The sequence below is a fragment of the Cytophagaceae bacterium ABcell3 genome (assembly GCA_030913385.1).
In the GTDB taxonomy this organism is placed as follows: Bacteria; Bacteroidota; Bacteroidia; order Cytophagales; family Cytophagaceae; genus ABcell3.
In genome coordinates this window covers 2,512,410-2,526,245 of the sequence record CP133159.1, presented here as the reverse complement: position 1 = coordinate 2,526,245, position 13,836 = coordinate 2,512,410, and the positions used below count along the sequence as shown (strand labels likewise).

Genomic DNA, 13,836 nt, shown 5'->3' with positions numbered 1-13,836 from the left:
CCAACATACCATATACAACTAAAGTTATTATTAATGATTACAGTTTAATAGCATAAGATTTATGAAATATTATATCATTTTTAATATATCAATTTAAACTTAATATTGAGTTTTTAAGCATAAGATATTTTATGAAAAAAGAAAAATACTTAAAATATTCAGTCTTCATAATTATTAGTTTTTATACAACTATATGTTATGGACAAGACAGTGAAAAACCGGCAGTTATTAAGAACTTTAGAAGTAATGAACTCATAAATACACAGACCACAGAATCAATACAAAGTAATGCTGTTGAATTTAATATTAAACACAGGTTTGGTGTAGTAAGCCCCGGAAGGGAAATACTAACGGAGTTTTTAGGTATGGATTTACCATCGAACATTAGATTAGGTTTAGCTATACCAATTTCAGATCGTTTATATATTGGAGTGGGAAGAACAAGGTTTAATAAAATATATGATTTTGAAGGAAAATATATAGTAACACAACAAACCGAAGACGAAAGTTCACCTGTGTCAATTGCTGCTTATTTCAATGCGGCAATACGAACTGACAACTTCCCATCAGTACCTGATAATGCTTATTTCGAAGATGGACATACGCCTTTCGAATACCATTTTGTGCACAGATTAGCTTATAATAGTCAATTAATAATATCACGAAAATTTGGCAATAAGTTATCTTTACAAGTGGCGCCTACATTGGTTTACAGAAACCTAGTTTCGCCAGAAAGAGACAACTATGTAATGGCCGTTCCAATTGGAGGATCTATAAAGACAGGTTTAACTTCTTCTATCATTTTTGAATACTCATATATTATAAATGAAAACCTTTCAAATCATAGGTATCCACTATCTATAGGATATGAAATAGCAACGGCTGGACATACATTTCAAATATTCTTAACATCTAGCCAACATATATTACAGCAACAACTGCTCACTACAGAACAAGCAGATTATCTAAACGGAAACTTTGTGCTAGGATTTAACTTAAAAAGAGTTTTTTGGAAAAGAAACAAAAAGTAATATGAAACTAAAGAACATAATACCTCTTTTAATTTTGGCATTGCTTTTAGCTTGCGCTAAAGACAAAGGACCTTTGGTTGTACCAGAAGACGAACCCATAGCTGAAAATGGTGATGACGAAAAAGAAGAGACTTCAGATGAAGAAAACCCAGACGAAGAAACAGAAACTTATACATTTAGTTTTAAAGATGATATTCAGCCCATTTTCAACCAAAACTGTGTAACATGCCATGGTGAATTTCACCAGCTAAACCTAGAGTCTTGCTGTGCACATGAAATACTCACTACCAAAGGTTATGTAAACACTAGCAGTCCAGAGGATAGTCCTTTATACAGGGAAATAAAACATCCAAACCCAAGAATGCCTCCTGCCAACCCGCTTAGCGAAAGCGATGTGGACAAAATTCTAACTTGGATAAAAGAGGGCGCTAAAAACAACTAAAAGTAACGCTTTATAATTTTCTTCATGCTCGCTTGCTAAACAAACCCGTCTTTTAAAAGAGGCGGGTTTTCTCTTTTCACTTTAATCCTAATAAAGCAAAGTGATGGTCATAGCAAGACAAAACGCACATTCTCTTTTTTTTCAACTAGACAACTAAAAAAGCCTAATGTAAAACACCATACATGATGACCAACTAAAAATAAAGTAAACAACACCTAGAAGACCCTGCAATGAGATTTCATTTGCGGATCCAAGAGGTCTAACTTTTCGAAAAATGATTGATTCCAATACGAAAACAAGAACACTGCAAGAATACAAAACCTTGACCCAAAGCTATAAAAAAAACCACTTTTAAAGCAGGAAAAAGGCTATCTAAACCTGAATTATGCAATACATTTTAACTGGTAAAACTTTGGTACTAAGCTACATGTTAGCGTATTGTGGCAGAAAAACACCTATCGACCTAAATGTAAATAAATTAGAATGTTCAACACCTTTAGTATTGGCCGGAAAATAAAATAGGAAAGGGAACGCCCCTCTCCTATCATAACACTACACTAAAACCTATTCAACATGCAGTAAAATAAGCAGAAACCATAAAACTATAAAACGGCTAAAGCTTAACCACCTTAACGACCTCATAGCCAGAATCGAAAGTAACCTTTACCTGATACACACCAGGTGAAAAACTGGAAATGTCTAACACTTCTTCAGAAGCACCTGACGTAATGTAAAACTGCTTATCTAACAACACCTGCCCAAGCTCATTATATATTTCTACCTGATACTGTGGATCAGAATCAGCATTTACATTCAAAAACAAGCGATCATTAACAGGGTTTGGGTATAACTTAAAGGTGTAATCTTTTTCCACTCTACTAGCAGTAACCTTTTCCATAGGTTCATAAATAAAGATATGGTCATCGCCATAGCCAGCAATCCAAACACTACCAGGAAAAACGTCATCATCTCCTTGACATGTAATATCCAATGGTTTGTCCATACCAGAAGCAAATAGCGAATCGTCATAGAGTTTTCGGTCGCCCAAGTTATTAACTACACTGCTCCCAGATTCATTAAGTTTAATATGGTATACAGGACCAGTTATACTATAGCCCACAGTTAAAATATCGCCTTTCATATCATAGTTTGAGGCTTTATACTCACACATGCCATTGGTTGAAGTTGTAAAAGTCACCAAAGACGGATCTTCTTCACCTGGGTTTTGATATTCACCTTCAGCAGGATTTGCCATATCTACTGGAACAGGTGGCCAATCATTCGGCAAAGGATAATCAGAATCAGTGGTGCTTGATCTCCAAACGCCCTCTTCATCTTCACCGCCAAAGTGTGTAAAAAGACCGGCACCTTCAGGATTTGCCCTCACAGGATTAGGGTGTCCACCATAATAGCTACCTTCATCATAGTCATTAATGTTTCCAATAAAGTGCATACCATCTAAATTATTGACCATAGGCGAGTTTTCTCCAGGCCCCAAAGACCCCGGTTCGTCAGGATCATAATTATTGGTAACCGTACCATCTGGACCTTCATTGTAAGGAAAACCTCCATACCCTGGATTAGCACCATTATCAATGGCATACATGTTACCTTCGCGACCGGGAGTGCTGGTAATTAAAATATCATAGGTGTTTCTAAAACCAGAAGCATATACCTGAACAGGCCCGTCAGGATCAATTTTTGCCTGGTTCAAACCACGGTTCCCACCCCAAGGATCGTTGACATCGGACCCATCTGCATTGTTTTCCCGTGTAGGGTCATCAAGTGTTGGAAGGTCATACTTATAAGGGTGATTACCTGTTGGATCATCCTTGATGGACATAGCCTCTATAGCATCGAGATCTATGCTTAAAATGGCAGCCGACAATGCGTATTCGTTGGTCATACCAAACATAGAAGATGGTCCTCCTGCATTGGTAATCCCTCCTATTACAGCAAAAAGTCGGTTATTATCTTCATCAAACTGCAAACCGTTTGGCGCGTGGTTTTCTTGGCTCCTAGGCAAACCCCTCACAAGGTCGACTTTCTCCCAATTGCCTTTCTCTTTGCTCAATTTAGATATAATACCAGAATTGGTACAAAGATCCATTGTACCCAACGCACCTCCACCTATTCGACTATCGCTCGATGAAACAAATATAACCGGATTTGACTCTGTACCTGCCACAAAAATCCCTGTAACCAACCGTGTATTTACCTCCGGATTAGGTGAACCGTCATCATTATGATTAGGAATTTTCTGTACAAGGTTTACAGTTTCCGTAGATGTGACCTCATAAGAACTAGAGTCTTTTTTCTCTATTTCAAATATTTTAATTAAACCATTTTGCTGAGAAACATAAAGCCTTCCATCAGGGCCAAATTGTAAGGATGTAGGGTTATGAATGGAAAAATTTTTTAGTTTACTTTCAGAAAAATCCTGCGCATTACTACTATAAAAAAACACACATAAAAAGACAACTAATAGCTTATTAACACTTCTAAAAACTGAGAATAAAGTAGAATATACTTTCATAAAAAAACGATTTTGGTTATGCCATTTTAACTACCAATAATCCCATTTGTTCTTCTCCGTTTAAGTTAATCTATCACGTATACAAAAAACTTATTTAACAATGATATATATCAATATTTAATAAAAAATTCACTACAAAAGATGATAAATATCATCTTTAGAACCTTTGTTCAATACAAAAGTTAAGCAGGTAATACTAACAGAAAACTTAAACATTATGAGAAAGCTAACAACTTACTTAATTTCATCTCTAGTAATTCCGATTATTTTCAGCTTTAATTTTACAACTAATGATGATGGAGAAAAAACATTCACCCAAAATTGCACTGCTTGTCATACTATTGGAGGTGGAGACATAACTGGCCCAGATTTAAAAAACATTACGGAAAATCGTGATGAGGAATGGCTAATTGAATTTATTAAATCTCCTCAAAAAATGATCAAAAACGGAGACAAAACTGCTAATGATTTATTCAACAAATACAATCAGGTAATGATGCCTGACCAAAATTTATCAGATGCCGAAATAAAAGAAGTATTAGATTACATAACCAAAGAGAGTGCGAATTAATTAATATTATAAAAGTGGTTTTCAAAAACAAAAACAAGAATTGAACAAACAAAGGTTTTATGTTACAGACGGCATTTATAGTTGCATTTATAGTTTATTTTATAAAAGCAACTACGTGGAGGGGAATGATTTTCTATGGAATCAAAGAGAAGTTAATGGTGTTGCCAGAGTCTGTAAGAAAACCTTTGTTTGACTGTCCTATATGCATGACTCCTTGGTGGGGCACGATTATATACATCACGGGACACTTTTCAGGTCTTGAAGACTTCACACTACTAACTTTTCCTATAGTACTATTTACTGTTTTGGCCGCATCAGGAATAAATACCGTAATGCTAATATTCAACAAAATATACGATAAAATAAAATAGTCAACACCAATAAAACAACAACACACCCTAATGTTGTCTTTAACCGCCCATTTTAGAACATGCAACACATTGATGATCATACTATACCCAAGTTTAAAACGCATTGTTGACATCTACAATAATCAGCACAAACAACTCATAAAAACACCACTTTAAACATTTTCTATATCTTTATTTGTTTAATAAAAGGAGGGTTAGATAAATCGGGAAAGGAATGAAACTACGTTTGTATTTAAGTGTTTTGGCAATGTTGGTAGTGGTCGCTTCATGTAGGCGGGCTAGCTACTTTGACGAAAAAGTAGAAGGGCATGATTATGAACAATATAATACATACGCCTGGGTACCAACAGAAGAAGATGATGACGAAAATGGAAATAATCTAAGGATCAATTCAGAAATTCATATTGAGAACATAAAAAGTGCAGTAAACACCCAAATGCGCGAAAGAGGGTTTGAGCTTGACACCGAAAATCCAGACATTCTGCTTAGGGTAGATACAGAAACCGAGACACGCCGTGAAATGATTACCACAGGACCAGCCTTTGGCTGGGGCGGCATGTGGGGCCCTGGATTTTACGGCTGGGGTCATCCATATCGCGGCTGGGGTGCTTGGGGACATCCCTGGGGCGCTTGGGGCGGCTGGGGTGGCTGGGGCCATCCATATGGCGGCTGGGGCGGCTGGGGCCATGGCGTCAGGCAAGTACATTACCAGTACGCAACTATTGTGGTCGATATGTTTGACAGAAGAAACAATCAACACATTTGGAGAGGCGGCATAGAAAAAAGGGTCAACAATCCGCAAAGATTCCAAGAAAGAATTCCTAGACATGTTTGCATCATGTTTGAGGACTTTCCGGTAGATAGAGAGTAAAAGCAGGAGCCCACAAGGGCTTCTGGCTTAATCCAAAAAATAGCAGGTCTGAGCAACTTTAGGTAAACACTGAAAACTAGGCCAAAGGCATCAGAGACAAATAAGAGATAATTATATACGTCAAATATCCATTACAATATATTTACTTCCTCTTCAACTGTTTCTGCCATTAAATCAACTTCATACACTTCTCTTTTAAACCTACTTATAAAATGCTGGTTAAAAAGCTCTACACCAGCTTGAGTTAAGTGGTTAGTATCAAAAAAGTGCGTTAAAGCGTCTAGTTTTACGTCTTCTGAGTAATTATAATCCCAAAAAGGAATACCATATCTTACAGCGAGGTCATGAATAGGGTTATAATACTTAGCTTCATAATCTTTTTGAACCGAATGATACAATTCTCTGGTAACAGGAGCGGAAACCAGCATTACCCGAATATTTTTAGACTGGCACAAATCGAGAATTTTACCCAAATATTCCATTTGCACTGGATGCACGTCCCATTTAGAAGACAATATTTTACGTTCGAAACCTGGCAGGTTGGCAATGGTATCGGACATAACAAAGCCACCTGATATATAAATATCATGCGGAATATCCTTTTGTGCAACATCAAAAAAGCTATATTTCAACCAACCTAAAAAAGCAGAGTTCAGAAACCTGATATCACGTTTTTTCTCCCAGGCCATTTCAAGCATATTGCTTGTAAAACCAATATTAGATATAAGATCTATAGCCGACTCTGTACCGTCATTGACCAACATGTTCCAATAAGTTTCTATTACAACTACTTTAGGATTAACCTTTTCCAAATATTCATTCAGCACAAAATAGGTATTAAAAGGTGTTTGTATAGGAGAACCAAGATTTACAGCAGACAAACCTTCCTTATCAAAAAACCTGGTATCAAAACCCCTGTAGGCGTGAGAAGAGCCTATAAAACAAACATCTACATCAGAAACGTTTTCAGCTTCACTAAAGCGCACTAAACTATGTCCTACCCCTCCCCTGGCATCTACAATGTTTTGCAAATACCCATCTCCTGTAAAAACTAAAGCACAGACAAACATCACATAAGAAAGTCCCAAATAGGCCAAAGTCTTCAATAAATTAAAAACAAACTTCCTCATAACTAAAACTGAAAATATATGAACTCAGAACCATTGAATACACCAAAAAACACAATACATAGAAAAAGCATCGTATATGTACATCTTCGTAAGAAAACAGAACTATCGGCTACTGTAGCTGAAAAACCTTTTTCCCTAATCAACCATTCTATCAATAAAAAAACACCTAACATGTAAAAGTAATGGACAGAAATAACAAGTTTAGACTCCCACAAAGGGTTCGCCCAAAACCCTTGAATGTACCCAAAAGCATGACTAAGGCTCTCCGCCCTGAAGAAAATCCAAGCAAAACATACCAATACGAAAGTGAAAGTCATTTGCAATATTTCTTTCATGCTAGGCAAATACCTATTTTCTGCTACGGTGTCTAGGTGCTTACGGTTTCTATTAGCAAGCAGTAAGGGAAGAAAGTAAAGTGCGTTTAACCCGCCCCAGAAAATATACGTCCAATTAGCACCATGCCAAAAACCACTGACAAGGAAAATCACAAAGGTATTTCTTACCACTTTAAGCATAGTTCCCCGGTTGCCTCCTATGGGAATGTATAGATAATCTCTAAACCAGGTTGATAAAGAAATATGCCACCGTCGCCAAAATTCACTTATATCTCTTGAAAAATAAGGTGTTTTAAAATTCACCATAAGATTAAAACCCAACAAAGCGGCCACGCCAATGGCTATATCAGAGTAACCTGAAAAGTCTCCGTAAATCTGTACAGCAAACAATATCGCCCCTAGTGCCAAATAAGCAACAGACATTGACTCATAATTGCTGAAAATACGCTCTACCGCTAGAGCAGCCCCATCTGCAATAACCACTTTTTTGAACAAGCCCCACAAAATAAGGCGCATGCCATTGACAGCTTTATCATAATCAAAAATTTTTTGCCCCTGAAATTGCGGGATAAGGTTCCGAGCCCGTTCTATTGGGCCAGCCACCAATTGAGGTAAAAAGCTTACAAAAGCAAAAAAAACGACCGGATCCTTTACTGCATCAATTTGCTTTCTATAAACATCAATGGTATAACTTAGCGTCTGAAAGGTGTAAAAACTAATACCTACAGGCAATATCAGCGACAAAGAGGTAACATTTGCCTGCAACCCGAAGGCAGCAGTCATTTCCACAAAAGACTCTATGAAAAAATTGTAATATTTGAACAGCCCCAAACAACCTAGGTTAAACAAAATACTGAGCGAAAGGTACACACGCCTGAGATTCTTCTCCCTTGACTTGGAAATAGCACTTCCTAGAATAAAGTCTATCAACGAGCTGGCAAAGATCAATAATAAAAACCTCCAGTCCCACCATCCATAAAAAACGTAACTCACTACCAGCAAAAAGAGGTTCCTAGCCTTTATATTCTTCTGAAAAACAAACCAGTATAACAGAAAAACAACAGGTAGAAAGATTAAAAATTCGAACGAATTAAATAACATAGTCTTTCAAATGTTTGCCAACCCCAAAATTCCATGGAAGGCATTTTTGCACATTATTATAATATACAACTAATTATAGATGGCAAAAAGTATTTAACCAAGCAAAGTTAACAAAATGTGCCAAATAGCCTTTAGAAACAGCACCTGAATACCTGCATATACATTCAGCTATAAACCTCATTCTTAACCTGACTAGATTAAAGACAAGAAATCATACAAATCACTGGACAGCCAAAACTCCCCCTTGTTGCAAGTCTTTTCTTAGCCTGATATATATAAGTTATTGTATAAGACAGGATATGATTGATTCCTTTAATAAATTATAAATAAACATATATGCAAATCATTATAAATATAAATAAAAATTTATATAAAAAACTACACATATTTGCCGAAAAAAACTTGAGAGAAATTCTTAACTATTCAAACAAATGAATATTCAACTATTACTCGAAAACTTGACCAATCCGGCGTTGTTATTCTTTATACTCGGCATTGTAGCGGTTTCGTTAAAGAGCGATCTAAAAATCCCTGCAAACTCGTCAAAGTTTATCTCTTTATACCTGTTGTTTAGTATTGGCTTTAAAGGTGGCCAAGAGCTATCACACGAACATTTTACAAATGAGATTTTGTGGTCTATGTTTTTTGGTGTAGGGGTCTCAGTAGCAATTCCATTGTATACTTTCTTTATATTAAAGCAGAAACTCAATATTTTTGACTCGGGCGCAATTGCCGCAGCTTATGGTTCGGTCAGTGCTGTTACCTTTGTAACGGCTGTTGGATACCTAGAAATGCAGCAATATGAAATTCGTGGTCATATGGTAGCCATTATGGCATTGATGGAGTCGCCCGCAATCATTGCAGGCCTAATTTTGATAACCATTTATAATAAAAATACAGAAGACACCATTGACAAAGCCTCGGCCCTTAAGCATTCATTTACCAATGGCAGCGTTTTGATGATCCTGGGAAGCTTGGCAATTGGCTTTCTAGCCAGCGAAAAACATGCTGAAGGGATAAAACCTTTTACAACAGATATTTTTAAAGGCTTTCTGGCTATTTTTCTTCTGGATATGGGAATTGCAAGTGGCAAACGTCTAAAAGCCTTTCTTAACGCAGGGTATTTTCCAATGTTCTTTGCCATAATCATACCTATACTGAATGGCGTTATAGTAGCTTTCTTGAGCGCTTTTGTAACTCAAGATATAGGGAGTAGGTTTGTTTTTGCCATTCTTGCTGCCAGTGCTTCTTATATTGCAGTACCTGCAGCGATGAAAATTGCCGTACCGAAAGCTAACCCAGGCATGTTCCTACCTATGACCCTGGCAGTTACATTTCCAGTAAACATTACCATAGGCATGCCAATTTACTTTTGGCTGGTATGTACTTTCTAAACTCTCACTTATAATGGTAGAAAAATAAATATTATGATGGATTATAAGATATAAAAGAGCGAACTTTGGAGTATGCCACTGTGACTAAACAGTACATTTTGATAGCTGCAAGCTACCTTTGGCAATACAGCTTTATTGGATAGTACGGGGCTGTAGCTGGAAGCTACAGAGAGCGTATACGCTAATATTAAACTAAGACATTAACCGTTTCTTTTAGCTAAAGAACATTTAGTCTGAAAAATCCCTACTACTTCGGATATTCGCTAACTAAAAAAATATTCTAAACAAAGGCCAAGGGTTAGTGAAAAATATAAACTATGATAAAAATGGAAGAAATCCGCTTTCAAACGCCAGCAGAACCATTCACTCATCAAAAAAAAGTGACTGGGAGCAAGTGTGAGATAGAATGATCCGGTTCAACTTATTTCTTTTAAAGTAAAAAGAAATTCCCTCGCCAGTTAAATACAGCACCTTTCCTCTCTCTTCAAAAAGCACATGATGTTGTCGCAGTTTGGAAACAACAGTATCATAATCACAACCCAAGAAGACGCCATGTTTTGTACCCAAACTACTATTTTTGTTAAGCTTTATAAACTTTAAACCAAAAACTGTGTCTGCAACCGCTTCTGATACCTCAAATATAGGAGACACTGTATAATAGAAGCTTACATCTTTATAATGCAGAACAACATTTTTTAAAGTTGGCCTAATCCACCGACCATCATAAGTCATCACCTTTTCTGCCCTCTTTTCTACATTTTGCTTAACCGACCGAGGCTCGCCAAATATTTTCACTATATCATACATGGAACACCTACACCCAATACAATTGTTGACCAACTCGTTATACTCTTCTACATACTTTAATTGAGGTTGAGAAAAACCTAAAAAACTAATACTAACCAAAGCTAGTATATTAAACAATTTGAAAGTATAAAGCATAATCTGATAATGTAACCTATCTAAACCAAACAAATTTACTTCAATAAGTCAACAAGCTCCTTCACAGCAAAATCTATCGCATCAATCAGGTTAAAACCAAAGCAAGCAAAGTCAACCATTAGGATGCTTTGTATGTGGATTTCCCAATATACCTATACATAAAATACATGGCCAATGCTGCTGCAAGATGCTTAAGGGCATGGCCGCTATAAGACAGGGCATGCATGATTTCATGGTCAAAATGTTCAAATACTTTGGCTATTACATAACATAGCAATATAATGATAATCAGTCTCATGTTTTGGAGTTTTCTTTTCCCAGAAACGAGTATAATAGGCAAAGCCAGCATGGGAAAAAACTGTGTAAAAACATAAGGGCGCAGGTCGCCTGATCCGGCCTTTTCTGTAACGTACCAATAAATGACCGAAAGAATACCTATCGGTAAGCCAAAGTAGAATATTGGCTTTCCTTTCTCTAAACCATAAGCTTGGGTAAAAATTAGGCTAAAAAAGCTTATAAAGATAATGGTCATGGGCAAGCGGTCCCACAACAAGGTAGCGTTATGCGGATCCAGATGATAATACCCGGAACCCAATCCTGTTAAAACAAACCCTATAAAAAGTATCTGGCTAATCTGACGTAAAAGTGGAGGATAAGAGCTAAGCCTGGTAGAAAATAAACCCCAAACCCCTATGGCCACAAAAGGGATATTTGTCCATACATTATGAAAGTGGGGTATGGAAAAGCATGTTCTCTGATCAGCAAAATGATGGTACATACTGCTTTGAGGAATTGGATCCATCAGCAAAAGCAATCCTGCACACGTTAACGCAAAAATATAAAACCAGTTGTTTTGTAAGTATGTTGGCATTTTGTCGTTGTTTTAGAGTGAATCGCTAGGTTTTCTTTAAATGTCACGGCAGGTCTTGTAACTTCTTCACCCTAACCTCACAAACCCTTCCCTATCTATACTTCCCCACAATTCGGTGGCCTTCCAGTGAACATCGTCCCAGAAGGCAGCAAGGTAGCAAATAATACCGCTTTGGTTTTCGGGAAGTTCGTTGCCGTCTATGTCTACCACTTTGACGGCTACCCCAGGTAAAGGTCTGCCTATACTGCCCGGCTGGGAGCCATTAAGCTGAATCTGCTTGCCAGAGATATCTTTGATGGTGCAGTCTGGGGTACTGACGACCAGGTTTTCCAAATCGCTACCGTTTTTTGCAAGCAGCCCTGTTTTGTCCTTGCCCAACAACACCATTTGATGGGCTTTCTCTAGTGCCATGCCAGTATCATAATTATGATCTTTTATCAATTGCTTAAAATTGTATACTTCCAGCTCTTTCATTTTCTGCCGAATCTGAAAAGAAGTTAAGGGTTGATGATAAGCTTCACTAATTTTAAGATACACAAGTCTTCTTAAAGTTCTAAAATTAAACCCATAAGTTTTACAAGTACCTGTCTGGTAAGAAAGCGGCGACCCTACCACATTGCCCATGTGCAGCAGCACAACTGGGGCTTTAGAAGCTTTTATCAGGTATTCTATACCCTTTTTGAATTCCAGTAAATGCCCGTTTCGGCTGATTTGGCCTTCGGTAAACAGACATACCATGTGCTGGTTATCGAGTTCCTGCTTACATTTCATGGTAAAGTTCCAAAGGTCTTCCTTGCTCTTATTATCGCCCACAGGTATCATATTAACACTTTTGAAAAACCAGTGCAGCCATGGATTGTGATACACTTTCTCGTGCATGACAAATCTGGTATTACGAGGCACTGCGGCCACCACCAGCAATGAATCCAGTAGGCTAACATGGTTACAAACCAGTATGGCTCCCTGTGTTTTGCTAATGTTTTCCATGCCTGAAATTCTTAACTTATAAATAGTATGCGCCAGGGTCCATAGTATGAACCTTACCACAGCTGCAGGTAATTTAATAAAACAAACTAAGCTAGTAACTGACATTATTCCGCCCGTTAACAAGAAGATTCCTTTGGAGCCTATTATCGGCTGTGCCAAGGCAAAGAGAGCTGCAGAAAGCAGGAAAAATATAAAAACAACCATGTTGCTGAGCGCCAGTATCTGTCCGAGCTTTTCTTTAGAACTTCTTTCCTGCACCCAGGCATCTAGAGGCACTTTAAACAGTCCCCCCAAAAAGGCGGCAATAATTAGTACCACTATAAAAAAGGTTGGCGAAAGGTTAAACGAAAGGGCCATGGTAGCCAAACTTAAGCCAATGCCGGCAAAAGGAACAATTCCAATTTCAAGACGTGATTTGGTAACTCTTCCGGCAGCAAAGCATCCTAACCCAATACCTATGGCAAGTGCCGCGGTTACGAACCCTGTCTGGGTGGGGGTAAAACCTAAGCGCTCAGGACAATGTACCAGCAGGTTCATCTGTACAATGGACGCTACCAGCCAGAATATACCCAAGCCGACAAGGCTGGAATTAACCCCTTTAAAACTCTTTGCTTGTTTCCAGGCAGACTTGGTAAAGGTATAGGGGTTAAGGCTTATAGAAGTGTCTTTTTTATTGGCCGCCTCCGAGCGGGTGATCCTGGTGCTGGAAACATAGCCCATGATTGCAGGTACTGCCAGTGCTGTAGCTAGCAGTAAGGTTTGAATTTCTCTGGCATCGGCTATAAAACCTGCCAGTGTGGTGCCTAGCAATACTGCTGCAAAAGAGAGCATTTCCATAATACCTACAGTTTCCGAAAGCCCTTCCTCCTGTGATATTTCTTTGATAAGCCCATACTTGGACGGCGAGTATATTGCGCTTTGTAAAGCCATAAGCAGCAAGGCAAACATCACAACTGCCAAACTTTGAAAATAGAACCCAGTAATGGCAATGGCCATAATGGGCAATTCGGCTAGTTTACATAATTGTAAGATCTGCTGTTTAGGATATCGCTGTGCCAATGCCCCGGCAAGTGGTGAAAACAGAATAAAAGGAAGTACCAGCAATGCGGATGCGCAAGGAATAACCATGCTCCTGTTTTCGGGACTAAGCCAATAAACAGCCACAAAACAGATGAGGCTCTTGAGTAGGTTATCGTTGAAAACTCCATAAAACTGGGTGATAAACAAATTGAACCGTGCCTTTTTCATAAGTAT

The 13,836-nt window shown here is 37.9% G+C and carries 12 protein-coding genes; 5 read left to right on the top strand and 7 right to left on the bottom strand.

Annotated elements, in window-relative coordinates; genetic code table 11:
• Window positions 1-131 precede the first annotated feature (131 nt).
• Both RCC89_10125 and RCC89_10120 read left to right on the top strand, forming a co-directional pair.
• The gene (locus RCC89_10125) at window positions 132-1,031 is read left to right on the top strand and encodes a DUF5777 family beta-barrel protein (protein ID WMJ73514.1); all 900 of its coding nucleotides are present in this window, start codon (window positions 132-134) and stop codon (window positions 1,029-1,031) included.
• Window position 1,032: 1 nt separating this feature from the next.
• Window positions 1,033-1,473, top strand: coding sequence for a cytochrome c (locus RCC89_10120; protein WMJ73513.1), 441 nt, complete (start codon window positions 1,033-1,035; stop codon window positions 1,471-1,473).
• Window positions 1,474-2,086: 613 nt separating this feature from the next.
• Here RCC89_10120 and RCC89_10115 read toward each other — a convergent pair.
• Window positions 2,087-4,009 (bottom strand): T9SS type A sorting domain-containing protein, encoded by a 1,923-nt coding sequence (locus RCC89_10115; protein ID WMJ73512.1) that lies wholly within the window; start codon window positions 4,007-4,009, stop codon window positions 2,087-2,089.
• Window positions 4,010-4,226: 217 nt separating this feature from the next.
• Between RCC89_10115 and RCC89_10110 the strand changes: the two genes are divergently transcribed.
• Complete coding sequence (locus tag RCC89_10110) at window positions 4,227-4,580, top strand: cytochrome c (protein WMJ73511.1); 354 nt, start codon at window positions 4,227-4,229, stop codon at window positions 4,578-4,580.
• A 133-nt stretch (window positions 4,581-4,713) separates the two neighbouring features.
• Here the strand turns inward: RCC89_10110 and RCC89_10105 are convergent, their stop codons facing one another.
• Complete coding sequence (locus RCC89_10105) at window positions 4,714-5,055, bottom strand: hypothetical protein (GenBank protein WMJ73510.1); 342 nt, start codon at window positions 5,053-5,055, stop codon at window positions 4,714-4,716.
• Window positions 5,056-5,165: 110 nt separating this feature from the next.
• Here RCC89_10105 and RCC89_10100 point away from each other — a divergent pair, with 110 nt between their 5' ends.
• Entirely contained in the window at window positions 5,166-5,822 is a 657-nt protein-coding gene (locus RCC89_10100) for a DUF4136 domain-containing protein (GenBank protein WMJ73509.1), read from the top strand.
• Window positions 5,823-5,953: 131 nt separating this feature from the next.
• On the opposite strand, the gene RCC89_10095 is transcribed toward RCC89_10100, so the two are convergent.
• Both RCC89_10095 and RCC89_10090 read right to left on the bottom strand, forming a co-directional pair.
• A complete protein-coding gene (locus tag RCC89_10095) occupies window positions 5,954-6,952 on the bottom strand; it encodes a DUF1574 family protein (GenBank protein ID WMJ73508.1) in 999 nt (332 codons plus the stop codon).
• A gap of 2 nt (window positions 6,953-6,954) precedes the next feature.
• The gene (locus RCC89_10090) at window positions 6,955-8,280 is read right to left on the bottom strand and encodes an MBOAT family O-acyltransferase (GenBank protein ID WMJ73507.1); all 1,326 of its coding nucleotides are present in this window, start codon (window positions 8,278-8,280) and stop codon (window positions 6,955-6,957) included.
• 539 nt (window positions 8,281-8,819) lie between these two features.
• Between RCC89_10090 and RCC89_10085 the strand changes: the two genes are divergently transcribed.
• Window positions 8,820-9,782: a sodium-dependent bicarbonate transport family permease gene (locus RCC89_10085; protein WMJ73506.1), complete on the top strand. Its 963-nt coding sequence runs from the start codon at window positions 8,820-8,822 to the stop codon at window positions 9,780-9,782.
• A gap of 363 nt (window positions 9,783-10,145) precedes the next feature.
• On the opposite strand, the gene RCC89_10080 is transcribed toward RCC89_10085, so the two are convergent.
• The 3 genes from RCC89_10080 to RCC89_10070 form a co-directional block, all read right to left on the bottom strand.
• A complete protein-coding gene (locus tag RCC89_10080; protein WMJ73505.1) occupies window positions 10,146-10,724 on the bottom strand; it encodes a hypothetical protein in 579 nt (192 codons plus the stop codon).
• Between the two features lie 118 nt (window positions 10,725-10,842).
• A complete protein-coding gene (locus RCC89_10075; protein ID WMJ73504.1) occupies window positions 10,843-11,595 on the bottom strand; it encodes a ceramidase domain-containing protein in 753 nt (250 codons plus the stop codon).
• A gap of 66 nt (window positions 11,596-11,661) precedes the next feature.
• Window positions 11,662-13,830 (bottom strand): MFS transporter, encoded by a 2,169-nt coding sequence (locus RCC89_10070; GenBank protein WMJ73503.1) that lies wholly within the window; start codon window positions 13,828-13,830, stop codon window positions 11,662-11,664.
• Window positions 13,831-13,836: the final 6 nt, after the last annotated feature.

What these genes read in the sequence shown, in the direction of transcription:
- RCC89_10125 (WMJ73514.1), top strand. Translation starts at nt 132, where the DNA reads ATGAAAAAAGAAAAATACTTAAAATATTCAGTCTTCATAATTATTAGT.
- RCC89_10120 (WMJ73513.1), top strand. Translation starts at nt 1,033, where the DNA reads ATGAAACTAAAGAACATAATACCTCTTTTAATTTTGGCATTGCTTTTA.
- RCC89_10115 (WMJ73512.1), bottom strand. Translation starts at nt 4,009, where the DNA reads ATGAAAGTATATTCTACTTTATTCTCAGTTTTTAGAAGTGTTAATAAG.
- RCC89_10110 (WMJ73511.1), top strand. Translation starts at nt 4,227, where the DNA reads ATGAGAAAGCTAACAACTTACTTAATTTCATCTCTAGTAATTCCGATT.
- RCC89_10105 (WMJ73510.1), bottom strand. Translation starts at nt 5,055, where the DNA reads ATGCGTTTTAAACTTGGGTATAGTATGATCATCAATGTGTTGCATGTT.
- RCC89_10100 (WMJ73509.1), top strand. Translation starts at nt 5,166, where the DNA reads ATGAAACTACGTTTGTATTTAAGTGTTTTGGCAATGTTGGTAGTGGTC.
- RCC89_10095 (WMJ73508.1), bottom strand. Translation starts at nt 6,952, where the DNA reads ATGAGGAAGTTTGTTTTTAATTTATTGAAGACTTTGGCCTATTTGGGA.
- RCC89_10085 (WMJ73506.1), top strand. Translation starts at nt 8,820, where the DNA reads ATGAATATTCAACTATTACTCGAAAACTTGACCAATCCGGCGTTGTTA.
- RCC89_10080 (WMJ73505.1), bottom strand. Translation starts at nt 10,724, where the DNA reads ATGCTTTATACTTTCAAATTGTTTAATATACTAGCTTTGGTTAGTATT.
- RCC89_10075 (WMJ73504.1), bottom strand. Translation starts at nt 11,595, where the DNA reads ATGCCAACATACTTACAAAACAACTGGTTTTATATTTTTGCGTTAACG.
- RCC89_10070 (WMJ73503.1), bottom strand. Translation starts at nt 13,830, where the DNA reads ATGAAAAAGGCACGGTTCAATTTGTTTATCACCCAGTTTTATGGAGTT.